Raw genomic sequence first — 24,465 nt, forward strand, 5'->3', positions numbered from 1 at the left:
TCCTTCCGTCAAATAGCGTTTTGTAATGGGAGGTATAGCGAAACGGTACAGTCGGCCGCCCGCCTGCAGCACCCTAGCCGAAGAGGTTGGGTCGCTGGTTTTCGTTGGATAGCTCTGCGCTCCAGACCTGGTCCTTGACCAGCTGGCGAAGGATCTCCCACGATAGCTGCCCGACGGCGCGGGGCGCTGTCTGCAACGCCCGTTCGGTCGAGTAAGCCAGGTACACTTTACGTGTAATTGGCGGGTTTTGGAAACTCCACGCCCGAAACAAGCCGGCCTGCGCCTCAGCGTTGATCGCCATCCGCGGCAGGATCCCGTAACCGATGCCACGTGTCACCAATCTCTTGATTTGGGTGTAGGAGTCGATTTCGATCGCCGGGTTGATGGCGACCTGGACTGACGTTGCCACGGCTTCGATCAGTTCTCGCAGGCCGTGGCCCGGGCCCGGCACAACGAGGGGCAGTCCGGCGACGTCACGAAGCTCCACAGAAGAGCCCTGCAAGTCGGCCTGGCCCTGCATCGACGGGCCGGCAAAGAGACAGATTTCCTCGGACAAGCCGTGATGTACCGCGAGCCCCCGGGGATCCGAAGTTGCATAAATCATCGCGAGGTCAACCTCCCCGCGCTTCAACCATTCCAGAATGTAGCCGCTCATCGCCTCAACGATGCGGATGCGCACCTCGGGGAACCGCTCGCGGGCGGCCTCGATCAGCGGCGCCGCAAGAAGCTCGCTCACTGTACCCGGTAGGCCGAAACGCACTTCGCCGCGAGGGGCTATGGCGGCGCCCCGGACACTGTCGTTAATTTCGGCAAACTCGGCAAGGATGCGCTTGGCATGCACCATCAGCCGCGTGCCCGCTTCGGTCGCACTGACGCCGTGCGGCCCGCGATGCAGGAGAGCAAGGCCAAGCTCCTCTTCCATGTGCCTGACATGCTGGCTCAACGCGGGTTGTGCTACATGAAGCTGCGTCGCGGCTTTCGAGAACGAGCCGCTCTCGACGACCTTGGAAAAATATCTTAGCTGCCGAAGATCCAAAACGCCTCCCTACGCTCTACGGAGGGCTAGCGTATAACATTTCGTTATTGAGGGAACGACAAAAACCGGCGGTCCGTCTATCCCTGTCCCAACAAGACCACGTCGGCGCTGCCCATGGATCTTTTGATCCGTCCCGCCTGCCGGCGGACTTCGTCAATCAAGGCGGTGAGCACCACTTTCCGGGGGCTGCCTCCCTGGGGCCGCACCACGGCTATAGTGCGGACCATGGCGCTGTCGGCGATCGCATAAGCGCTCAGCACGTGCCCGGCCAGTTCACGCGTGACGCTCGAGTGCGGCAGAATGGTTGCGTACTGGGTGGTTTTGTCCGCAATGACAGCTTTTACGGCGTTGAGCGAGTCGAGTTCGAGTTCCGGCTGCAGCGCGATGCCACGCTCGCGATAGACCCGATCGATGATCCGCCGCAGTTCATGGATTTCGCTCGGCAATATCAACTTTAACCGGCTGATGTCACTCAGCTGGCGCGGCGCGTCGACCTGAGCGCGGGTATAAGAGGTTACCAGCACGAGGCGCTCTGCGAACAGATCCACGATGTCGAGCTGATCCGGCGCACTCGGCCGATAGGTGAGCGCAGCGTCGAGGCGGCCGCCGCGCATGAGACTGGCAAGGTCGCCGCTGTAGGCTTCGACAACATTCAGCGTCACACCCTGATACTGGGCTTCAACAAAATTGCGTATGTCTTCCAGAAACAGCGGCACAATGGTCGGGCATATGCCAAGTGAGATCTCGCCTTTGAGCTTATCCGAGCGCTGGCGCACCTCACGGACCGCATGATCGAGCCCATCGATGTGCAGGCGCGACTGGCCAAGGAGGAACCGTCCTTCGGCCGTAGGCTCGGCACCGCGCCCACTTCGGTTAATCAACGAGATACCGACTTCCTTTTCGAGCAGCTTGATTTGTCGCGTCAGGGACGGCTGGGCGACCCCTATGGATTGGGACGCGCGGGAGAAGCCGCCGTGCTCGCAAACCGCGATGAAATAGCGCAGACGCCTGAGGTCGATGCCTTCCATGCCCTGCCCCGGTTACCGGCCGGTCACGCGGTCGAGGAGCCGTGCGATCCACGGGGTCGAAACTGGCTCTAACAATGGGTTCACCTCCGGCACGAGGACGATCCCGTGGCTAGGACGTTCATCGATAACGGACAGGCGTCCTTGATAGGCCAACCACCACACGATGAATACGCCGACAAACCAGAACAGGACCTGCCAGATCAGCAGCGAAGGCACTCCCGGTGCCACCACCGTGCCAGCAAAAATCGGCTCGCTGAAAAATGTGTTGCCGAGGATTGCACCGGGGCCGAGCGCGAAAAACGCCCACAGAAGTGTCAGGGCCCATTTGGCCGTTGTGGCCGCCTGGCTCCCGTTACGCGCCGGCTGGCTCTCCTCAAAGGCGTCATGGAGGCGATCCCTGCGATCCCGCTCGGCGCCGCTGCGAGTAAACAGGGACACAAGGAGGCACGCCGTAAAATTGGTCGCAAGTCCCCATCCCGCCGAATGGACCGACAAGGGCCAGCGACCCCATGGCAGGTCGACGAAGAGCCGCTCGAACAGCACCAGCCCAAAGCTCTCGGTGAACACCACACAAAGGCTTCCGACAATCAAACCGGCCAGAACACCGCTGCGGCTGATCCAACGCATCCAGCACAACCCGAGCACCGCAGGCAGCAGCTGCATGGACAGGCTGAGCGTGAGGGATGAGAAGATTGTAGCGCCGAGGGGCGCAAAGCTCGCGACGGCAGCGACTGCTCCGTAGACGAGCGCCAGGGTCACGCGCGCGGCAAACCGCGTCGAACGCTGGTCCATGCCCGGGATAATGTATCGTGACGTCAGCTCGATGGTGCACACCGATGCACCTGATCCGGCAAAGAATGCGACGGCGATCTGGCTCGACGCGACCAGAAGAAGTGTAAAGCCCACCGCCACCATCGGATCGAGCGTTGCCAGTCGTGTCGTGAAGGCTGTCAGCGAGCCACTGGCCGCAATCTCCGCGGCCAGAACCGGCCCGATCAGTATCAGGGTGCCAGCCGCGAGGCCCGCGATCATCCAGACCTGGCCAAATGCAAGGCCGCGGCGCGGCGCACTTGTCACGCCCAGAAAGCTGAAGCCGGGACTGATGGCGATGCCGCCCAGAGACAGGGCGAACGTCAGTCCCGCGAAGGTGGTCCAGAGCCCCCCGGCCGGCAGCTCCTTGCCAATGCCGGCGCTAAACTGGATCACGCCCGGGATCTTGTCCGGCAGCACACCGCTGGCTGTACCAATCCCGTTGACGGCGAATGCCAATTTGTCGAGCGTAATGCCCGTGAACCCGCCGAAAAATACCATGAGGGCCAGGACCAGCAGGGACTGGGCGGCGACAAGATAGGCAATCCCGCGCCAGCCTCCGATCACGCTGCAGAGGAACAGGACGAACGCGATCGACCAGATTGCGAGACCGGACGGAACGTCGTTGGCGGTCGCGGCGCTCACCAGGGCACCCGCCTGAGACAGGCACATCGCTGCAAAGGGGATGCTGAAAAGGAACAGCACGAGCAGCAAATAGATGCGAAGGGTCGTGCTACCGAAGTAATCGCCCAGCAGGTCACCAAGCGTGCGCAGCGAGGTCAGCCGGGCGGCAAGCCAGACCCGCTTCTGCGTGATGGCAGCGCAAAGGGCGATACAGATGAGACCGACTGCAACCTGGTTATATTGAAGGCCGAAGGTGGCGAGTAAAAGCAGGTGATCGGGAAGGCTGAGGCTGGCCAAGGTGATGCCGGCGCCGGCGAAGATGGTCACCCATGGCGGCAATGCCAGGCCCGCGTCGACGAAATCACCGGGTTGCTGGGTGTGACGGCCGCTGATGGTCGCAAGGTAAAGGCCCAGGACCGCGACAATGCCGAGCACGGAAACCAAGAGCGGGGTCATATATGGTCTCCCGGCGAGCGTGAGCGGAAGTCCCGGATAACGTCGAACGCTGCGAAGGCCTGCCGTGCCCCGTACCGGGTGATCAGGTAGAAAACGACCACGGCCCCCGTTGTGATAAAACCGATGCTCAGCGGCAAGAAGTTGTGCGCGGCAAACGACGCGCTAACCAGCGAGAGGACAACGAACAACACAAGCGCGAGTCCGTAGATGACCAAGCCGAGCCCCAGTTCTCGGGGCGAGAAACCCGTCCCGTAGACCACATTGACGATCACGTGGGCGACAAAGCCTGCCAGAATGGCCGCGAACCCGGCAAGGATATAGGGTGTTCCGCCCCGGCCAAATCCATACTCAAACAGGATCGCGGCGGGCATGGCCGCTGCCAACCAGCAGGCCATGACCAAGGCGTGGCGGTCCAGCGCTTCGTTTTTGCCGAGCGGGGTCATCGGTTGCTCTCGCTAGTTTCGTACGCGCTCAGTCGTCCTTGTCCTTCGGCGCATCCGGACCCTGGAAGTTCCGGAACGACATGCCGCCGGCGCTTCCGAGGTTTTCGATCGGCAGTCCCAGGTCCTTCATGAGACCGTCTACGAAGGCGACCTGAGTGCGATACTTCATGGCGGAATTCACCACACGGTCTGTCATGTTGCCGCCGCCAGAGCCGCCCTCTCCCCCGCCACCCATCTCGGACGGGCTGTTGAGACCCGGCAGCCCGTCGACCTGGAGGATCTTGATCGATTCGATGTTTTCCATCGGCTTGACCGTTTCGCGGATGATGCTCGGCAGATTGCTGACGAGGTTTTCGTAGATGGCACTGCGTCTGCTGGCATCCGAACGGGTGTTTTCGGACTCGTTGAGCATGCGCTTCCCGGCGGCGTCCTTGGCATAGCGGACCTCGGCCGCATTGGAGTCGGCGATTTCCGCCAGCGCCCTGAGTTCCGTGGCTTCCTTCTCGGCCTTTGCCGAAGAAACGACGCGTTGGGCGTCACGCTCGACCCTGGACGAGGACTGAATGAGCTCGATCCGCTTGATGCGTTCGGCCACCTCTTCTTCGCGTGCGCTGTTGACCTGCTCTTCCTGTTCAACCTGTTTTTTCAGGGCTTCCGCAGCCTCGGTCTTTGCGTAGGCTTCCTCGATCGACTTGTTGATCACCGCGATCAGGCGCTCCTTGTCGATGATTTCGACTTCCTTCTGCTGCTCGATCTCAAACTTATCGACAAACTTCCGCGCAGCGATGCGCAACTCGTCGATCTGGCGGTTGGCGGCGATCGACGCGTCCTGAATCTCCTGAAACGCCTTGGTTTCGGCGAGCTTGATCTTCTGGTTTTTCTCGATCTCGAGCTGCACGATTTCCTCGTCGACCCTCAAGCGTTCGACATCGACATCGTAACGTTTCTTCAGGCGCGCCTTTTCCTGGTCAGCCTCAGCAAGTTCGTTGCTGATGCGAACCTCTTTCGACTTCGCCACGGCGAGCAATTCAATGGTTTTATCGGTTTCAATACGGTGCGACTCGGTTATCCGCTGGTTCTCCAGTTTGGCCTGGTCGATCTCTGCCGATGACGTCGTCTCGATGATCGACAGCTCCTGACGCGAACGGATTTCAAACTCCTTCACATGCTGCTCGTTGTCGATCCGCTCCGCCTCAACTTCCCGGCGGTTCTGGATCCTCTGCATCTCGAGCTCACGGCGCGACATAATCTCCGTCAATTCGGTCTCTTGCTGTTTCCTGATCTCCAATGACCGCACCTCCGACTGAGTGTTGATCCGTTCGGAATCGATGAGCCGGTCCTTGGCGATACGAATCCGCTCGCCTTCTTGTTCGCTGCGGATCCTGGCGTTCTGAATACTGATTGTGGAACTAGATCTCTCGGCCTCAATCTCGGCCAGTTGGGCGGCTTTACGGATTTCGATCGCTTGCGTCTGTTCGATGCGGGCGTATTCGAGGTCACGCTCGATCTCCAGAGACCGCTGCTCGGTCTCGAAATCCTTGAGCTTGATGCCGATCCGCGATTCGTTTTCGATGCGGTTGCGAAGCTGGCGGCGCTCTTCGATCTGCTCGGTCAGCTGCGTCAGGCCTTCGGCATCGAACGCATTGGAGGGATCAAATACGGAGATGTCGGTCTGGTTGAGGCTCGTCAGAGAGGCATTTTCAAGCTCGAGGCCATTCGACCCCAGGGTCGTCGCCGCCAGGGCGGCCGCCTCACTCATGTAGCGGCCGCGATTGGTGTGGATTTCATCCATGGTCATCGTGGAGGCGATGGCCGACATCGCATCGATGAACCGGCCCTGAACGATCTCCTTCAGCGCGGCAGGGTTCTGGGTGCGGTCACCGAGGGTGCGGGCCGCAGTCGACACCCCGGCTTCCGTCGGCACCACCCGCACGAAGAACTCGGCGATGATGTCGATGCGCATTTTGTTCCTGGTGATCAGGGATTGCTCGCCGAGCCTCCGGATCTCCACCGGGATCGCGTTCATGTTGACGCGCGTGATGTCGTGGACAATCGGGATGATCAGCGCACCACCGCCCATGACCACCCGCTCGCCGCCGAGGCCGGTTCGGACGAAGGACTGGTCTTTTGACGAGTGTCTGTAAAGCCAGTGCAGCAGATAGACACCGATCGCGATGATGATCGTTATGAGAATAACGACTGCGATCACATCAGAGCCATTCATGGGACGATCCTCCACTTAACCGCGGGCGCCGAGCAGGTTGGCGCGAAAGATTGACAGCCTTCAGAAACGCTCCTCGCCGGCGACGGCGAGGACGATCATTGAGACAGCGATGAGATTGATAAGGTCAGCAACGGTGTAGAGCACAATGATCGGTGCCACGTGTCCCGTGCCGATAACGACATCCACGAAATGCAGGATCGGGTAAATCACCCAACCGATGGTCATGATCAGCCTGATCCAGAAATAACCGAGCCGGATGGGCCGCGTCGACTTGCCAACGGCATCTGCCATGGCGCCGAAATACAATTCGCCCAGGATATAAAGCCAGAACGCGATCGACAGCAGCACGCCAAGGGTTGGGTTGAAAAGCCGTGCATCACCGAGGTAGCGAGCAAGCACCATCAGGATTGCCGCGGCCAGTGTCCGCCAGAACACGCCCACGGGCACTTTCCCTGCAATGCAGGTAAAGAAAAACACCGATGCGACCTGCATCGGCTGGACCACGAACCACGCGACGTAGCGTGAGGCGGCGCTGAGCTGCTGGCCCACCAGCCAGATGTTGGAGGCAGCATAGTATTCAAGGCCCGACGCCAGGAGCGCAACGGCTGACAGCGCCAGGGGAACCCGCCAGCGCTCTGACGTCCATGTCAGGCCCAGCATTGCCAGGGCAGCTGTGGCAAACATGGCAAGGGTTGCAACGCTGAGCGCGGTGCTGACCACGGCGCTGGACTGAAAGAGTGTTCCAAACATGGGCTTTCCCTAGACCTGGGCTCTGATGTGAGGGGCGCGGCCGTAGAGCGCGACCATCGGCAGGATCAGAAGACCGAAAATGAATTGTTGCCATTCGTATTTGAGCCCGATGCCAATCAGGAAGGCGCTCAGGACTTGCAGGACGAGTACCCCGATCACGGTGTAGCCATAGCCGCCATATCCGCCCATGAGCGACGTCCCGCCGATCACGACTGCGGCCAGGGTTGTGAAAAGATACTGGTCGCCGACCCCGATGAAGCCACCCCCGCTCCAACCGAGCAGGAGCGCCCCGGTCAACGCCGCGGAGAAGCCGCTGATGGTGTAGGCGAGTGTCCAGTATTTGAACTCGGAGACGCCGATCAGCTTGGCCGAGCGGCGATTGCCGCCCAGGGCGTAGATGTAGCGGCCGAAGGCGGAATAACGCAGGCCAACGATGACTATGACCGCGATGACAATCCACAACAGGATCGTTGGCGGGACAGCCAGGCCGAAGGTACGACCGTTCATGGCGGCGAGATTTTGCAGCCATTTCGGAACGGTCCCAAAGACGTTGCCGCCAAAGGACGATCCAATGCTGGTCAGAATCTGGACAAGCCCAGCGATTGCAAATCCCATTCCGAGGGTGAGGATCAATGCCTGACCTTGCAGGCGGTAGGACAGAACGCCGTTCAAGAAACCCAAGGCACCGCCGATGATCAGCACGAACACCACCGCGAGCCAGGGCGGTACGCCAAGACCGATCAGGAACAAAAGCCCTATGTTGGACGCGCCGATAACAAACGGGATCGAGAGGTCCAAGCCGCCGAGCAACGCCACCAGCGTTTGCCCGACGCAGGCAATGCCCAGGAAGGCTGCAAACAGCAAAATTGCTTTGATGTTGGCTGCGGAGAGGAACCCGTTGATCGTAAAGGAACTGATCACAATCAGCGCCAGCAGCACAATCAGTCCAATAAAGGCGCTGCGGCCATGGGCGAAACGGTTACCGACCTTGAACGCAAAGACCAGGATCGCTTCCAGCAGCAGGAAGGCTATCAGGTTGCCAAGGGATCTGAAGGACGGGACCGTGGCCGTGATCAGCAGATACACGATCAACATCACCGCCATGGTGATGATCAGAACTCGGTTGCCGGCCCAGACGCCACCGGCGCCAGCCGGGGCTGCAGTGTCGGTTTCAAGAGACGAAGATCGGGACTCGAAGATGACGGCGACGTAGTTGATCAGCCAGAACAGCACGGCGGCCAGAACGATGGTGTAGAGGATGACGATCTGGGCGCTGAGCCCCTGCCAAAAACCCAGGCTGAAGCTGATCGCCGCCACCACGAACGTGACGGCGAGGTTAAGCCACACCAAGGCGCGCGAATGGGGGATGAAGAGACCGCCATTGCGGCCGCCGTCGCCGAAAGTCTGACTCATGGCCCGATCCCCAACGATTGTCCTGTCGCCAGAATTCCGGCCGCGTGGCTTTGCTGGCCGACGACCAGGAAGAGGAGCAGGATGAGTGCCGAGACGAAGACATAGATGAAGGCGCCAAGGCGCACGGAAACCGCTTCAGCTACGATGACGCGGACAGTGAACGTCAGCACGGCCAAGATGACGGCGAAGCCGAAGACGATCTTTTGCAGCGGCGTGAGATCGGGCAGAGCCGGCCCGCTTCCCGACTGTACGGGCAGCAGCAGATAGCGGGTCATCACGTCCGGATTGGACTTGAAGGCCTCGCCGGCGACGGCCACGCCATAGGTATCGCGGGTGCTGATGTACAGCATGATCCCGACGACCACGCAGCCCAGGACCGCGAAGGCCGCAAAGGGTGAAATGAAGTGGAGGTATCGCCCGATGATGGGGACCAGAAGGGTCAGCAAGAGCGACAGAACGAGGATCAGCCCGTAGAAAAGCTGCGTCACAAAGGCTTGCGTGGAACCGAAATTGAACGTGGCAAGAACATAGCCGATAAGAAAGAGGTTGAGCGCGCCCAGCAGCCCGCCAGCCACGCCACCGCGTCCACCGGACAGGCTGACCCCGCCCAGCACCAGGGCGGTCACTGCCGTCAGCGTCATGGTGGTGCCCTGTGTCGGATCTCCTGACGAAATCAGGGCGGTATAGCAGATCGCGCCCAAGCCAACGAAGAGACCTGCGATGATGTGAGCCCCAATACGCACCACGTTGATGCGGACGCCGCTCGTATAAGCCGCACGCTCATCGTAGCCCATCAAACGCAAATTCGCGTAAAACGACGTCGTGGTGAACAGCAGCCAGGCCGCGATAGCCAGCAGCACGATCAGCAAGATCGGTGAAAAGATCGTGTTGCCGAGGCCCCAGGACGACATCCAGTCCGGTGCGGTGCCGCCAGGTCTTGGGAGGATGACGAGGTTGATCCCGGTCAGGGCCAGAAAGCCACTGAGCGCTACAATGATCGGCTGGACGCGCACGAAAATGATGATGAGGGCAAAGAAGAGCTGATAGAGAACGCCAATCCCCAGGGCGACCAGAAAGACGCCAAAGGGACCCGTGACGATGCCAAGGCCATTGAGCTTGACGATCGTGACGTTGATGAAGGCGAGCAAGGGTCCGACCGCAAGGTCGACTGTCCCACGTCCCGCCACAGCCAGGGCCATGAGTGAGAATGTCGCCAGGATCAGGGGCGCCGACACGATGATCGCGCTACCGAACCCCGACAAGGACACAAGGTTCGGCCCCCTGATGACCGCGGTACTCAAGAGCAGCGCGATCAGCAGGATCGGGACCAACAGGTAGGTGTTCTGGGAACCCCTGGACTGGGACATCAACATTTGTCTTTCGTTGCTAGCGCAACCTAGAACTCGATGACCTTCCGGCCTTCACTGGTCCGCTCACTGCGAGCGGTCGACCGAGTTTCGGAAATGCTCCGTCCGGAAAGGGCGTTGCTGCCCTGGCCGCGCCGTTCGGGATCCGCACCAAGGATCTTCTTCAGCACCGGCGTGATCACTTCCTTGAATTTTGCCGGGTCTTCCGAGGTCGGGAAGTGGCCGCCGCCAAAGATGATGCATTCCGAATTCTTGACTTTTTCGGCCGTGCGCTGGGTCATTTCCGGCGTGCAGGCGAAGTCATACTCACCGGTAAGGAAATAGATCGGCACCTTCCCAGAAATCTTCTGGCATTGATCCCGGAAGTCAGAATCGACGCTGTAAAAGTACAGATCGCCCTTGAAGATGCCGGGACCGCCCTGCGCGTAGTACCACCAGGTTTCCCACCGATAGTCGTCCGGCGAGAGCGGTGCCATGAGGCCGAACACCGAAGTCGCAACCACCTCGCCGCCATGGATATGGGGGTGATGCAGCGCGTCGATCCACCATCCCGGCGAGTAGTCGCATGCCTCTAGCGCGATAAAGGCCGAAAACTCGCTCTCATAGCGCAATGCCAGCGCCAGGCAGATGTTGCCGCCCATCGACTGGCCCATGAGGACCGGCTTGCGCAGTTCGAGGGCCCGACAGAACGCCACGATGAACTCGCAGTAAAATTTGGTTGTGAGTTTGTACTCGTCTTCCATCAGGTGAAAGTCTGCAGGCGGGATCGACTTGCCGTGCCAGGGCATGTCGAAAGCGATAACGCGGAAATTCAGGCTGATGTCCGGGTCGCACAACTGGTGCCGATACTGGCGCCCGTCCGTGCCGGCCGTGTGCAGGCAGACCATCGGAATGCCCTCGCCGTGTTCCTCGTAATAGGTGCGGTACGTCTTGCCTTCGCACTGGACGTAGACGTAGCGCCCAACGATTGGATCGTGTGTATTCATGACAACTCTCCTGCGCTGCCGTTAAACTTGTCGCATCAGCGAGAGCATGCGCGTCAGCGCCCGCAGATTTTGCCAGAAGGGGAGCGAATTGCCCTCGATAATCAGCTGCTTGTGCAGCGGATGCGCCATCGCCCATATGTCGTTGAACATCGGCGGTGGGATTTCCTGGGCAAATTTCGACCAGGCGCTGCTCGGCGCCTTGAGCCAAAATTCGACTCCCATGTCATTCGGAGTGAGGCCTTGCGCAATCTTCTGGATCTTGCCGCCCCGGACGTCGACGAGATACTCCGTGTCGTCGAAGCCGAGCACGAACTTACTCGTGAAAAACCGCCCTACTACCGGCAAAATGCGGTCGTCATTGACCTTCCTTGCCCATCGCTCGATCCACTCCAGATCAAAGCTGCTCCTGCTTCCATATCTACTCATGCGATCCTCCTGATTGGGGAATTACTTGCCCGGTTTTTACGCGGGCAGAGACTTCTTTGCTGGCCCGTAGACTGCCACGAACGACGCTGCATCGATGGCCACCGGCATGACCGCAGCCGCAAATGCGCCAAGATCGGCGTCGGCCGGCAACTCGACCTTGTCCGCCTTGAGCGCATAGAGCGTGAAAAAGTACCGGTGAGCCCTGTCCGGTGGCCAAGGGCCGCCATATCCCTTGCCGAACCCTGGGATCTTGAATGTCACGAAGTCGCTGTTGAACTCAGCGGCGCCGTGCGTCAGCCGCAAGCTGCCGCTGGCGCCTTCTGGGAGCTCACGAACCTCGACCGGAATGTTCGCCACCAGCCAGTGCGCAAACGAGCGGGGGAAATTAAATGCTTCCGGCAGATCAGGATCGGTGACGGCCAAGGCAAAGCTGCGCGTGCCTTCCGGCGGCCCAGACCAAACAAGTCTCGGCGAAAGCCGGTTGTCCTCGGTGAACCGGTCCGGGATGACGCTACCAGGCGCGATATCAGGACAACTCAGCATGAAAGATGGGGTTGCCGCCATATGGTTTACCTCCTTGTTCAGCAGCGTCACAGGCCTCGGCACCGGCCTGCCCTGCTCAAGTCTGGGATTGTGACTCTCGGCGACAGTCGCCGGCTTGCCTGGGCCATTCTCGTTGGCGGCCTCGCCGGGCAAGCGCGCCGTCGCGCGGCGGCCGAACATGGCGTTGAGGATGGCATGGCCATCGAAAGGCGGTTCGAAATCCGCCGATATGGCGCCATTGCGAAACACGTGAACCCGCGTGCACAGGTTCAGAAATTCCTCCAGTTCACTGGACAGGAAAACCACGGCGTTGCCGCGCGCAGCGAATTCCTTCAGGTTGCGGTAGAGATCGAGCTTGGCCCCGACGTCGATGCCGCGGGCAGGATCGTTGAGCACCAGAACCACCGGTTTTTCCGCGAAGGCCCTGGCAATCAGTACCTTCTGCTGGTTACCGCCGGACAGCGACGTGATGAGGTTCTCCGGGCTCCCCATCTTAACGGCCAGTTTGCTGGATTCCCACTCAAACACCGGCGTCAGCTTGGTGCGGTTAATGAAGTTGAGCACCCCGCCCGAGCGGAATTCGCGATACACCGGAAGCAGCAGGTTCTCGTAAATGCTCAGATTGGGAAAGGTGCCCTCTTTCTTGCGATCGCCGCTGACATAGCTGATGTTATTGCGTCGCGCCGATGCGAGATCCGTGACCTCACTGGCCTTGCCGTCGTTGACCACCACCAACCGGCCGGCGATCGGAGACTGGATGCCAGCGATGCATCTTACGAAATCCGCCTGCCCCTGCCCATCCAGCCCGGTAATCCCGACGACCTCGCCAGGATACACGGTGAATCTCACGGGGGCAGCGTCTGACCAGACCCGAAAATCGGTTGCGCGGAGGACCGGCCGATCGCCGCGCCGCGTCGGCAACGGCTGATCACGATTTGTGCCGCTGCGCTCGGCACCGGCAATCAGTTCGAGAATCCTGGCCTCGGTAATCTCTTCCTTCGCCAGCCTGCCGACATCCACGCCGTCGCGCAAAACCGTCGCACGGTCGGCGATACGCACCAGCTCGGCGATCCGGTGGGTGACGATCAGGATGCTTGCCCCCCGTTGCTTGAGCTGCCGCATCTTGCGGAACAGCCTTTCCGTGGAATCGAAGTCGAGCGCGGCCGAGGACTCGTCGAGAATCAGGACTTTGGGATCAGTCAGGAGAGCCCTGGCTATCGTCACCCATTGTCTGACGCTCAGGGGTAGTTCGCCCACCAACCCGGAGAGATTGATGTCAAAGCCGAGGAGTTCGCGCATCAATGCGGATGCCTTGGCTTCTTTTTCTTCCCGGTTCATGGACGAACCCAAAAGGCCATCCGCGCCCAGATAGAGGTTATCCAGCACCGAGCACTCGTCCGCGACGAGCACCTCCTGAAAGACATTTGAGATGCCCAGCTGGCGCGCCTCGTGCGGAGACGTTGCCGACTTTCCGAGTATCGACACCTGGCCACTGTCCGGTATCAGTACGCCGGAGATGACCTTCGCCAGCGTGCTCTTGCCCGAGCCGTTGCCGCCAATGATCGCATGAACCTCCCCAGCGTAGGCCGTCAGGTTGCAACCGCCGAGCGCTACAGTCGGCCCGAAGGTCTTCCTGACCGATGAGAGTTCAACCGTGGGGTACGACATCATAGGTCCAGTTGGCCGACGTTGGTCGGCTAGACTTGCACGGAATGAAGGAAATGCCACCCCGTCACCGCTGACGGGGTGGCCAGACCTCTTTCGGTCAGTTCGCCTTGAAGGCTTCGGGATCGGCCGGACGCAGGAAAAACTGGTCCAGGTAATCCTTGCTTGCCCAGTTTTGGGCACCAACGTTGTACCAGCCATCGGAATCTTCGCTGCAATCAGCCGGGACGGCCTTTTCAAGCTGGTCGTAGGTCATGGTCTGCGGCTTGGTCAGGATCGACTGGATCTTCGGGCCTTGGCCCTCGAGCGTGCGCATCATGACATTCCAGCCGAACTCGAAGTCGTCCCCCGGAGGCCAGGCATGGATCGCCTGCGAGATGAAATCCTTGTTGTTGCGCCAGTAGCAAAGCGCGCCGATCTCACCGCCGATCGAGAACGGGACCATATCGCGGCCGCTTTGCTGCAGTGCGCGCAAGGCGCCCAGTTCAGATGCCGACTGTATGATGATGCCGTTCAGATCGCCTGGATTGGTGGCCAGCCACTTCTGGATTTCCGACTGGGCAACCTGATCGGTCCACATGCCGGCAACCTGGCCCACGACCTTGATGTCCGGGTACTTCGCCAGGGCCTTCAGAACGCCGACGTTCTGTGAGTCGGAAGCAGACGCGCCCGGAATGCCTTCGACCACCAGGACATTGCCCTTGCCGTTGATCTGCTTGGCCATCCATTCGCCGAGCATGCTGCCACCCACGACGAAGTTCGCCGAAGTGTTCACCGCATAAGGCGAGGTGAGATAGCCAACGGCAGAGAAAACCGGGACGTCACGCTGGTGGGCATATTCGACGGTCTGGTTCAGTGACGTCGGGTTCGAGCAGCAGACGATGATCGCGTCGACGCCCTGGTCAACCAACTGCCGCATCTGCTGAATCTGCGTGGAGTCGTTCAGATTGGACTGGGTGATGATCACGTCCTTGATCAGGCCGAGCTTCTTCCATTTCGGAATAATCTCTTCCTGGAGCCGCTTCATGACGTCGGCGCGCCAGGTGTTACCAGCATAGGAGCTGGCGTAGCCGATCGTCCAAGGCGGACCCTTCTTGGGCTTCCAGTCGCGGTAGGCGCTTTCCGCGAGCGGCTGCATCGGATCCATCATGTCTTTGCTATAGAGCTCATCCTGGATGCTCTTGGGCAGCTCATCCACGCCACCGGCAAATGCAGGGGTGACGCTAGCGATCGTTGCGACAACGGCAAGCGATCGCAACATGGTTGCGAATGTCGTCAATTTATCCTCCCTTAGTGCCGGGCGTTGAGCCGTGGGCACGCTGAGTTCAGTGGAACCCGTGGGGGACTATCGGGCAATCAGGACTTTGGAGGTAATACATTTTTCAAATGCGCTCTATACGCTTTCGCTATGGACCTGCCCCCGCGTCGCGGCTCTCGTTTCAGGGAGAGGCCGGGCACTTACACCACCCGCATGGAGGCCTGCTCACCTGTCGCGGAGGTCGACGAGATGGTACGTGAACTCGATGCAGAAACCGACTGCCGCTGGTATCGATTTGCTTCGTCATTCGTGACCTTTGAGATGGGGCAAGGGTAGCTTGGGTGAGGTCGGAGCGTCGCACCTGTCGCTTGCTGACCCAAGATACAAGGGCGTGCGAAGCTGGTTTCAGGCCGGCAGCGATCCGATTTGAGCGGTTGGATGAATGCTGCTTGCGGGGCCTCAACACCTCCCGGAGTTACTTGATCGCCAGCGCGTTCGGCGGCGAACCAACGCCTCCGACAAGGTTCAACGGCTTGGCTGTCAGCAGGAACTCATACACGCCATCCCGCGCGCAATCCGCGGCCAGCTCGTCAAGTTTCCACATCTCGCCGAGACAGACGCCGAGAAGCGCAATGAGATCGGGATGCATCAGGCGCCCGACATTTGTTTCGAATGGCGACGTCGGGATGCTCGGCATCACCTCGACCACGACGGTATCGCTTGCGAGGACTGAGAAGTGGTTGTCCCAAATCCAAGCCAGCATCTCGCGCGACTGTTCGACACCGCAGAATGTGCGCTCCTTGATGATCCAAGCCCTATCCTCCGTCGTCAGATCGTTCAGGAAATGTCTGGCCCAGCCGGTATGCAGCAGAAGGATATCGCCTCGTTCGAACGAGATGCCCTGGGCCTCGGCCGCTCCCTCCAGATCACTGAGCGCAATCACGGAGTTGGTGGCGAGATCCAGAGGTCGCCCTTGCTCCTCAAGATATCGCTGGACATCGAGAAGCACGCCCCGGCCCGCAATTCCTTTCTGGGCAATGTGCTGAACCCCGAGCGCCGGCGAGCCCGCCTCCACTGCTGACGCTGGCACGTTTCCATAGAATCCGTGGATCTTGTGGCGATGGTGCCGCAGACCGTCGATCTGCGAGCTGCCTTGCAAAAAGAAGTCGCTGACGAAATCGTCATAGACTTGACCGTCATGGCGCGACACGACGGTGTGCTGAATTCCTCGACGGTAGGGGGAAACCGGCGGCGCGAACGCGTTCAACTCGTAGTCCAGATTGAAGGTTGCGCCACGCTTCACCAATGAGGCGGCGCTGACGACGGCCTCCGGAGACAGAAGATTGATCGTCCCGATATGATCATCGTCACCGAAGACGCCCCAGCCCGAACCAGCCGGGCCATCCGTGCGAGCCATGATCTCTGAGTAACTGGGCAAATTCGGATAGGGTGCTCTCATCGGTCTTTCCTCCTCACGGGTGGCTGATGCATTTTTATCTTGGCTGTCGAGCGCGTACGCGATCCCGCGGATGCGCTCTGAGCATTCGGCACAATCAAGCGCCTTTGCCGACAGTCCCACGACCAGCGCTTCGAGCGATCCCGCACCTTGATCAAGTTTTGACTAAACTGTCCCTTTAGTCAAGACAGTGTCCCACTTAATGCCGTCGAAAAGACTGAGGTGGCGGCGCCGCGGCCGCTTCCCAGTGGTGGCTCCAGCAGCCCCATGACTCGAAGCCAGCCGCTTCGCCCCCTGCCCATGCCGGGCCAACAATTCTGGGCGACATGCGTTAGAGCGACAGGAGCTCACCCAGGGTCACATTGACCCGGATGATTGCGTATCCTTCGCTGTCAACCTGATCTCGACCGTCGACCGAAAGCTGTGATGCCGATCTGTTTCTGATCAGTTGCCAGTCGTCCGCGGTGGTGGCGGGCGGCATGGGGCCGTCCTTTGGAATCACAAGTCTGAATGCCGGCAGATGTTTGTAGAGATAGTCGCAATAATGTTCGGCCATTCGCCTATCTCCTTGACGACGCAGCGATACGCGCACCAGGAATGTCTTCTGACCGTATATCCTGTTGATAGGCGCCAAAGCCCTGACGCTCGATGTCCTTCATCACCTCGGCATGGACTTTGTCATAAGGCCGCTCCTCCTTGAACTTCCAGTCAATGGGATCCAAACCCGAGGGAAAGGAGCTGCCGCTCTTCAAGACCAGGCGGAAGCTCGGCCGCCTGAGGTGAAGGAAATAGCTGTAGGTGGACATGTCTTCCTCCATAGTTGTTCGTTTTCATCTCTACGCTGCCCAGGCGGGCCGACGGGTCGCGTGCTCCCTGTACGCAGGTACTCAGTCAGTCGGTGATCACAGGTGGTCGAATCCACTGTCTGCCAGCCGTCTCTTCACCGCAGGACCAAGCTGAGAGCCCCCTTTTGCGACGAGCCAGTCTCGGCTTTTTGTGACACCATCGATGACTGCGTTCAGATCGAAATTCGTGAGGACACCATTCTTCTTCACGATCTTGCCGGCGATCAGGACAGTCTCGACATCGGCGGGGGTGGCTAAAAGGACGATCGTCGACAGGGGATTGTTGAGGGGCGAAAGGCGGACCGATCGGGTATTCAAAAGCACGATATCGGCTGATTTGCCGACTTCGAGCGTACCTGTCCTGTCCGACAGGCCGAGGGCGGCAGCTCCCCGCGCTGTCGCCATCTCCAATATGTCGGCCGTTGTGATGTCCCAAGGCTCGACACCCTTGTCTGCAAGGGTTGCCTCATATCCCAACATCCCCCGCAGTGAGCTTAACGTCGACCGCATCGTGCCGAACATGTCACCTGCTACGAAAATCACGGAGTCCGTTGATAACGCCGGCCTTGTCCCGTGGCTCAAGGCGTTTTGAGTCGCGGGCATTCCAAATCCGACAAACATTTCAGCGCAGGGAGAAATCGAAATATGGCCACCTGTACCAGCGATAAGATCGTACTCGTCGGGGGCTAGATTGTTGCAATGAATATAAACCGTGCCCGGCCACAGAAGATCGTCCTGCTGTAGCAATCTGATCGGGTAGGTGCGTCCTCCCCAAAGCCCTCCTCCGATCCCGCCATCCGTGGCGATCCGCAGGCCGAGTTCACGTGCCAGGTGCCAGTCATGAACTCGCACCACGCGCTGGACGAGCTGTGGCGCCCGAGCAGCGAAGGCCATGGTCACGAGCGCCTCGTCATCCGAAAGCTTCTTGCGCAGACGTCGCACGTCGGAAGGATGCTTACGATCGCTGTTCGACCACCAAAGCGGCGCATCGGTGTCATTTGGTGCGCTGTGCGCGAAAACGGCTCGCATGCCCGACGCCTGCAAGGCCGCGACCGAGGCGTCGGCATGTTCGGGGCTGTTCAGAATATGAACCCAGTCCAACACAGTTGTGATGCCGCAGTCGATCAGTTCCAGGGCGCCGGCCAGGGTCGCGGCGTAGACATCTTGCGGACGGAAAAAAGGAACCAGCGCTTCGCGGAGCTGATGTCTGTACTCCGGCGCGATCATGTCGGAACACATTCCCCGCAAAGTCGTCTGCCACAGATGCCGGTGTGAATCGATCAGCCCTGGCATGACGATTGCGTGGCGCGCATCGACAACATCGCACTCTGCCGGCACGCTTCGTTCGCCGGAGGGCGCAATGGCCACGATCTTTTCACCGCTCAGCCAGACATCGTGACTTGGCAAGGGAGCTTGTGCCGAGCGGCCAGTCACAACCGTTCCGCCAAGAATAACCCTGGTCATTTTGTCTTGCACAAGCATCTCATTCTGCTCCATTGCCGCCGGCGAACCATTGTGTGTGCGAGCGCCGAGCCGGGCCGCTGTTGTGGAGGACGATGTGCCTCGCGCCAACGAATGCGTCGCAGCAATGCAGTCTCGCGGCCGGCCAAGCCAAAATCCCCAACCCACCTCCTGAAATCATTGCGACACCTGGGGAACCGGCAAATCTTTAGAATTTCGGCTACCAGATCACGCCAATTTCTTCGACGACAATTGGACCAACCGCGACCAGGACAATCCCCACAAAGATGACACCGAGATAGGGCCATATCGCTTTCATGACCACGGCCGGTTCGACGCGGCAAATGGCGCAGGCCGTGTAGAAGCCGACGCCAAAAGGCGGGGCGAAAAGCCCAAGGCCCATGGCCATCACCGTAACCAGCGCAAAGTGCACCTCGGATACACCCAGGGACTTGGCAACCGGGAAAAGCAGAGGTCCAAGGAGGACAATGGCCGGAATGCCCTCCAGGATGCTCCCCAGAATGATGAACACGATGATGGATATCACCAGGAACCCGTAAGTTCCGCAAGGGAGTGTACCCGCCACGCCGGCAAGGATCGATGAGAAGCCGGACTGGACGAAGCCCCAAGCCATGGCGTTCGCGGAGGCCAAGATTATGAAAATGACCCCCGTCAACGCCGATGCGTCCTTTAGCGACGCATAGAGGCGGCGCCAGTCGAAGCGGCGTTCGATCAGCAGAGTCAGGATCAGGACATAGGCAATGCCGACCGTCGCCACCTCGGTCGCGGTGGCGATGCCCTCGACCACCGCGCCTCGGATCAGGAATGGCAGAACCAGCACGGGCACTGCGACGATCGCCAGTTTGCCGATCTTGCCCCAGCTTGCCTTCTCGGACTGGTCCTCGCCCGATCTTGCGGCCCGGAACCGGGCCAGCACACAAAGAAGGGCCGCGAGGGCAAGCGCCGGATACCAGCCGGCCGCAAACAAGGCGCCGATCGAAACGCCGGTTACGGCCCCGGTCATGATGAGGATCAGGCTTGGCGGAATTGTCTCCGACATGGCGCAGGATGCGGCGAGCAGACCGACGATTTCGCCGTCATTGGCGCCGCGGCGGCGCATTTCCGGCACGAGGACCGGGGCGATCGCCGCCATGTCGGCAGCCTTCGACCCGGAAATGCCTGACAGAAGAGCCATGCCGCCGATAAGCACATAGGATAAGCCGCCCCTCACATGGCCGACCAACGCCACGAGAAGCTTGACCATGTTGTTGGCCATGCCGGAAATGACCAGCAGCGCACCAAGCGCGATGAACAGCGGAGCCGAAAGAAGCAGGATGTGAGCCATCCCCGTTTCCATCCGGGCCGGCACGATGTCGAGTGGGGCGTGTGTGGCAAACAAGACATAGGCCATTGCCGCAATCGCGAAGCAGAAAGCGATTGGCAGGCCAATCGCTATGCAGGCCCCGACGAGCCCGATGAAGAAGACGACCAGGTTCAGATTGCCCAAGCCAGAAAATTCGTCTTGGAGCATCCAGGCTGCCGCCATGACGGCTGCGACCGTTCCAAATGCCGCAAGCGTCGTCGACCGATTGTCAGCCGTGATTTTCTGGATCAGGGTACCAAGAGCCAAGATCGCGATCAACCCGAGCCCGACAATCAACGCACCCGTTTGCCAGGCGGGTGAGATCTCAAGCACGGGCGTCATCAAGCCAAGGTCCGCTCTTGCATCCTTGAGCGCATAGAACGCCAAAGGCCCCGCCACGAGCGCCGTGAGGATGAGACATACCATTTCGAGGAACGCCCTCGCCCTGATCGGCAGCGCGTCCGACAGAACGCTTAGCCTCAGATGCTGACCGGCATGAAAGGCAACTACCGCACCCAGCATGGCTTGCCAGATGAGAATGAGCTCGGCCAGTTCGTCCGACCAGATCAGCGGCGAGCGAAGGACGTATCGGAAGAAGACCGCGGCCGACAATAGGACGATCTCGCCAATCAGGAGGATGGCGCCTGCATGGGCAGCCAACGCCACCACCAGATCCAAAATCCTGGACAGCGAGTCTCTCTTGGGCATGCCGACGGTTTTTGCCTCATGGCATTGAACGATTGCGTCGAGTGTCTTTCCGTCGTCGGCCGCGGTCATGGTCATCTCATCCCAGCTTTCCGACTGCGCCTTCGAGGACACCCCATGCCTCCGCGCCGATTTGTTTTTTCCAGTCTGAATAGAACTGGGTTCCTTGCAGTGTCTTGCGATACACGCCCGGGCCAGGGCTGCCGAACTGCAGCCCTTTCTGATCGAGATCCGTCCGCACCGCGGCGACCTGCGTTGCTATGTCCTTGCGCTGTTGCAGAGCGGCCTTCTGGAAATTGCGAGCCACCACCTGACGAATATCCTCCGGCAGTCTCTCCCAAGCGGCGCGGTTTGCCACAGGCACCCAGCCGTCCCAGGTGTGGGAGGTAAGCGTGCAGAACTTCTGTACCTCATAGAACTTGTAGCTGGCGACCACCGTCAGCGGATTCTCTTGCGCATCCACCGTCCCGGTCTGCAGCGCTGAATAGAGATCACCGAAAGCGATCGGAGTGGGCGAGGCGCCGAGCGCACTGAACAGCGACGTCAGGAATGGAGTTGGGGGCGTCCTGATCCGGACCCCTTTCAGGTCTGCGGGCTGCGCAAACAATCCGTTGTTCGACGTTACATGGCGAAAACCGATGTCATGGATGCCATCCACGACGGCCAGTTCGCCGTGCTCGGCGATCACTTTGGCCACATATTTGCCCAGATCACCGTCGATGGCCTTCCAGACTTGGTCGTAGTTCTCGAAAATGAATCCCAACGTCGGCAAACCGGCTCGCCGATCGAGCGTGGAAAGTATCCCGAAGGACGAGGTCAGGAATTCAAGGGCGCCGGACCTGACCTGATTGAGCGTCTCGACTGGGTTACCCAAGGCGCCATTGGGAAAGCCCTGGATCTGCAACCGGCCATTCGTCTCCTCGGCAATCGTCGCGGCGGCTTCCAACATCCGCTTCGGCAGCGGCTGATCGTCGCGAAGCTCGAGGCCAAGCTTGTAGTTGAACTCGGCCGCACGTGCGTTGCGGATAATGAACGGACTGGCAATGGCTATGCCACCCAGCTTCAGAACGTTCCTTCGAGACATTGTTTGCATTGACAGTCCTCCCTTGATCGCGAGCGACATGCCCGCCATTTCTGTTTCTAGATGGCGCGGCGCGGTCTACGGCGCCCTACCCGCATCCAGCTCCTCCGTGCAGGCCATGAAGTCACCCCTGCGGGTCCAAGCGGCTCTGCGGCTCACTGCCAATTCGATTTTCCGTGCCAATCCCGAAGTCGGGCACCAGGTCTCGGCCTCATGCCAGGCGGCAAGGTCCTTCGATGAAACCAAAGGCAGTTAGCCCGGCGTCAGCCGACAAGCCGGCAGCGTTGACCTTCGGTTTGACCAAGCGGGATACAAATCACCGCGCTCCTCCCTACTTGTCCCACATACCGGGACGATGACCCAATTTAGCAGATAGGCACGAAAACGTCAACGTTCTTGGATTGAAAGAACCACCGGAGTAACTGAAAAGTGCAGAGCATTCGCGGGCGCAGGCACGAGCCAAAAAGCTGCCCTCGGGTGCGTCAGGGGGGTAGAATACGTGCCGTTTGCATTCGCTTCAGCCAGTGCAAAATGGCGTCTTCCGTGTCCGTACAGTCACTAAAACCGGCCTTGCGCAGCTTGATTGGGCTCATCAGCCTGTCGAAGGGGCGCTCGCGCCCATAGCCCAGAGTCAGATCCGCAGTCTGCCAGGAAGCACCGACGATTTCGTTCATGGACAGGATTTTGAGGCTGTGAGCTGCCACAATGCGATCCCACCAGTCCGAAAAGAGCGGCATCTGCTCGCTTAGCTTCATAGGCTCGTCATCGCCGACCGGCATGTTGAAGTGGGCGGCGATCGAGGGCCAGAGGTCACGCCAGACGACGGCGTCTCCATTGACGACATTGAATGTCTCGCCCGCCGCCTCAGGCCGTGTGGCGCAGAACTCCGCAGCGCCCGCAATGAGCCGGCTGTCGGCACAGGCGGTCACATAGGCGCCGCCGCCTGGGAACGTCAATGGCCGTCCCATCTCGCGCATGACGCTGGCATAGACACCCAGCGCCGCGACAATGTTCATTGGACTGCGCAAGGCATCGCCGAGAATAAGCTGCGGCCGCAGGACCGAGAAGGCCCAACCCGCCTCGGCGGAGCGAGCCCGCAAATAGTCCTCCTGCTGCCAGTAGAAGATATGATGCGACATCCGCGGCCAGCGTTCCTTGGCCGGAACCGGCACCCGCCCGAGGTGCGAACCATAGGCCTTGCCGCCCTGCAGGATCGTGACGTGGCTCAGTTCGGATGTCGCCTCGACGCTTTCCACGACGTTCTGCAGCATCTGCAGGTTGATGCCCGCCTGCGACGTGCTGCGCCAGCCCGTCTCCAGATCCTCCTCTTCGTAGAGAGCGGCATAGAGGATATGGGTGATCCTTGGTGCCCCCTTGAATGCGTTGAGGCAGGCGTCGCGGTCGGTCAGGTCGACCGCAATGTGATAACTCGCCTGCGCCAACGGAGGGCGGCGGGACAAAGCCACAACGTCCCATCCGGGCAAGAACGAGAAATGTTCGGTGGCGGCCGCCCCCACAAGGCCCGTTGCCCCAACGATCAGTATCCTGCGCTCGCCCACTGTCATTTCTCCCGTTGGTGCTCCGACGCCTAGAACGAGGCGCCGGATTCCTCTTCGACGATCTTCGCGAGATCGCGGAACCGCTCCGGCACGATGTTCGGATGGCCGACCGTCACAACGGACTGGAACAGCACCTCAAGAACCTCGCGTGCCGAAGCGCCTTGCTTGATGGCCGTGCGCATGTGGTGGCGGGTCTGGACGATTTCTCCAATGGCGAGAGTGTTGCCAACCATGCACAGGAGCCGGGTCCGGTGATCGAGAACCTGTCGACCGTACATGTCGCTGTAGCCGAAATCGTAGAAGGCGTGCGTGAAGTTTTCGTCGAGAGATTCGAGGAAGGTCGCGTTGTTCAGCGTGTGTAGCGGCCGAAGCACCAGCGCGATGCTGATCCCGTGCCAGCCATACTTCTTCAACAGGGAATCTGCCCGTGGATCCTTTGAATCGACCGGATGCCAGGTTTGGCGCTCGGCCTCCAGGCTTCGTTCCGCATTGCGTTGGCCCGGTTGCAGGGCCTTCGCGCTGACGCCGTCGAGCAGACCGCGTGCGCCGGCCTCCTCGGCGAATATCTCCAGCGGCTCGTCCACGATCGACTCGCCGCCGTAGATCGAGCACTGGAGTATGACCTCGAGAACTTCGTTGAGATTTAGTCCGTGGTTGCAGGCGGCAATCACGGTTTCGCGCAGTCGGGCGTGCCGGCGGGACATGGTGAACTGGCCGACCATGACGAGCAGCCGGGTGCGGACGTCCAGCACCGGGCGGCCAAACAGTCGGGCGGCATAGGTCAATACAGCCTCTGCGAAGGCAGGGTCGATGCGACGGCGCAGTTCAAAGCGCTCGCGCACGCCCGGCTGGAATTGTTCGACCACAGCAAGCAGGGCCTCGATCTTGGAATCGCCCTTATTGTGTCCTTGCGCCATCACATCGTCCTCCATCTGGCTTTAGGCAGCAGGTTCGACCGCCCGAAAT

At 60.1% G+C, this 24,465-nt stretch carries 21 protein-coding genes; 1 reads left to right on the forward strand and 20 read right to left on the reverse strand.

Going from position 1 to position 24,465, the window contains the following annotated elements:
- Positions 1–73: 73 nt before the first annotated feature.
- The 5 genes from CGZ66_RS28505 to CGZ66_RS28525 all read right to left on the reverse strand — a co-directional run bounded on the left by CGZ66_RS28505 (position 74) and on the right by CGZ66_RS28525 (position 6,450).
- Entirely contained in the window at positions 74–1,036 is a 963-nt protein-coding gene (locus CGZ66_RS28505; RefSeq protein WP_095090188.1) for a LysR family transcriptional regulator, read from the reverse strand.
- 77 nt (positions 1,037–1,113) lie between these two features.
- Positions 1,114–2,064 (reverse strand): LysR family transcriptional regulator, encoded by a 951-nt coding sequence (locus CGZ66_RS28510; protein WP_095090192.1) that lies wholly within the window; start codon positions 2,062–2,064, stop codon positions 1,114–1,116.
- Positions 2,065–2,076: 12 nt separating this feature from the next.
- The gene (locus tag CGZ66_RS28515) at positions 2,077–3,954 is read right to left on the reverse strand and encodes an SLC5/6 family protein (protein WP_095090194.1); all 1,878 of its coding nucleotides are present in this window, start codon (positions 3,952–3,954) and stop codon (positions 2,077–2,079) included.
- Positions 3,951–4,397, reverse strand: coding sequence for a hypothetical protein (locus CGZ66_RS28520; protein ID WP_095090196.1), 447 nt, complete (start codon positions 4,395–4,397; stop codon positions 3,951–3,953). The genes CGZ66_RS28515 and CGZ66_RS28520 overlap by 4 nt, the downstream gene beginning before the upstream one ends.
- 28 nt (positions 4,398–4,425) lie before the next feature.
- Positions 4,426–6,450: a flotillin family protein gene (locus CGZ66_RS28525; RefSeq protein ID WP_342586888.1), complete on the reverse strand. Its 2,025-nt coding sequence runs from the start codon at positions 6,448–6,450 to the stop codon at positions 4,426–4,428.
- Here CGZ66_RS28525 and CGZ66_RS40975 point away from each other — a divergent pair.
- Positions 6,382–6,528, forward strand: coding sequence for a hypothetical protein (locus CGZ66_RS40975; RefSeq protein ID WP_167480942.1), 147 nt, complete (start codon positions 6,382–6,384; stop codon positions 6,526–6,528). The genes CGZ66_RS28525 and CGZ66_RS40975 overlap by 69 nt on opposite strands.
- A 153-nt stretch (positions 6,529–6,681) precedes the next feature.
- Here CGZ66_RS40975 and CGZ66_RS28530 read toward each other — a convergent pair whose 3' ends face one another.
- From CGZ66_RS28530 to CGZ66_RS28605, 15 genes are all read right to left on the reverse strand, one after another.
- The gene (locus CGZ66_RS28530; protein ID WP_167392286.1) at positions 6,682–7,341 is read right to left on the reverse strand and encodes a bacteriorhodopsin; all 660 of its coding nucleotides are present in this window, start codon (positions 7,339–7,341) and stop codon (positions 6,682–6,684) included.
- 39 nt (positions 7,342–7,380) lie between these two features.
- Complete coding sequence (locus tag CGZ66_RS28535) at positions 7,381–8,784, reverse strand: ABC transporter permease (RefSeq protein ID WP_095090199.1); 1,404 nt, start codon at positions 8,782–8,784, stop codon at positions 7,381–7,383.
- Positions 8,781–10,115 carry an ABC transporter permease gene (locus CGZ66_RS28540; protein WP_245331269.1) on the reverse strand — a complete coding sequence of 445 codons (1,335 nt, stop codon included), beginning with the start codon at positions 10,113–10,115 and terminating at the stop codon, positions 8,781–8,783. The genes CGZ66_RS28535 and CGZ66_RS28540 overlap by 4 nt, the downstream gene beginning before the upstream one ends.
- A 65-nt stretch (positions 10,116–10,180) precedes the next feature.
- Positions 10,181–11,137 carry an alpha/beta fold hydrolase gene (locus CGZ66_RS28545; RefSeq protein ID WP_095090200.1) on the reverse strand — a complete coding sequence of 319 codons (957 nt, stop codon included), beginning with the start codon at positions 11,135–11,137 and terminating at the stop codon, positions 10,181–10,183.
- 21 nt (positions 11,138–11,158) lie between these two features.
- Entirely contained in the window at positions 11,159–11,446 is a 288-nt protein-coding gene (locus CGZ66_RS28550; RefSeq protein ID WP_095090201.1) for a hypothetical protein, read from the reverse strand.
- 153 nt (positions 11,447–11,599) lie between these two features.
- Positions 11,600–13,774 (reverse strand): YbhB/YbcL family Raf kinase inhibitor-like protein, encoded by a 2,175-nt coding sequence (locus CGZ66_RS28555; RefSeq protein ID WP_167392287.1) that lies wholly within the window; start codon positions 13,772–13,774, stop codon positions 11,600–11,602.
- Between the two features lie 97 nt (positions 13,775–13,871).
- Positions 13,872–15,032 (reverse strand): ABC transporter substrate-binding protein, encoded by a 1,161-nt coding sequence (locus CGZ66_RS28560; protein WP_095090203.1) that lies wholly within the window; start codon positions 15,030–15,032, stop codon positions 13,872–13,874.
- A 472-nt stretch (positions 15,033–15,504) separates the two neighbouring features.
- Positions 15,505–16,608, reverse strand: a complete 1,104-nt coding sequence (locus CGZ66_RS28570) for a cyclase family protein (protein WP_143748876.1) — start codon at positions 16,606–16,608, stop codon at positions 15,505–15,507.
- A gap of 208 nt (positions 16,609–16,816) precedes the next feature.
- Entirely contained in the window at positions 16,817–17,041 is a 225-nt protein-coding gene (locus CGZ66_RS28575; RefSeq protein WP_095090206.1) for a hypothetical protein, read from the reverse strand.
- 4 nt (positions 17,042–17,045) lie between these two features.
- Positions 17,046–17,291, reverse strand: a complete 246-nt coding sequence (locus tag CGZ66_RS28580) for a hypothetical protein (RefSeq protein WP_143748878.1) — start codon at positions 17,289–17,291, stop codon at positions 17,046–17,048.
- A gap of 96 nt (positions 17,292–17,387) precedes the next feature.
- On the reverse strand, positions 17,388–18,812 hold the full coding sequence (locus CGZ66_RS28585) for an amidohydrolase family protein (protein WP_167392288.1): 1,425 nt from the start codon (positions 18,810–18,812) through the stop codon (positions 17,388–17,390).
- A gap of 199 nt (positions 18,813–19,011) precedes the next feature.
- A complete protein-coding gene (locus tag CGZ66_RS28590; RefSeq protein ID WP_095090513.1) occupies positions 19,012–20,931 on the reverse strand; it encodes a TRAP transporter large permease in 1,920 nt (639 codons plus the stop codon).
- Between the two features lie 7 nt (positions 20,932–20,938).
- On the reverse strand, positions 20,939–21,991 hold the full coding sequence (locus tag CGZ66_RS28595) for a TRAP transporter substrate-binding protein (RefSeq protein WP_095090209.1): 1,053 nt from the start codon (positions 21,989–21,991) through the stop codon (positions 20,939–20,941).
- 431 nt (positions 21,992–22,422) lie between these two features.
- Positions 22,423–23,505: an SDR family oxidoreductase gene (locus tag CGZ66_RS28600; protein ID WP_095090210.1), complete on the reverse strand. Its 1,083-nt coding sequence runs from the start codon at positions 23,503–23,505 to the stop codon at positions 22,423–22,425.
- A 23-nt stretch (positions 23,506–23,528) separates the two neighbouring features.
- The gene (locus CGZ66_RS28605) at positions 23,529–24,431 is read right to left on the reverse strand and encodes a carboxymuconolactone decarboxylase family protein (protein ID WP_095090211.1); all 903 of its coding nucleotides are present in this window, start codon (positions 24,429–24,431) and stop codon (positions 23,529–23,531) included.
- Positions 24,432–24,465: the final 34 nt, after the last annotated feature.

Source organism: Mesorhizobium sophorae (assembly GCF_002270415.1).
Classification (GTDB): Bacteria; Pseudomonadota; Alphaproteobacteria; order Rhizobiales; family Rhizobiaceae; genus Mesorhizobium; species Mesorhizobium sophorae.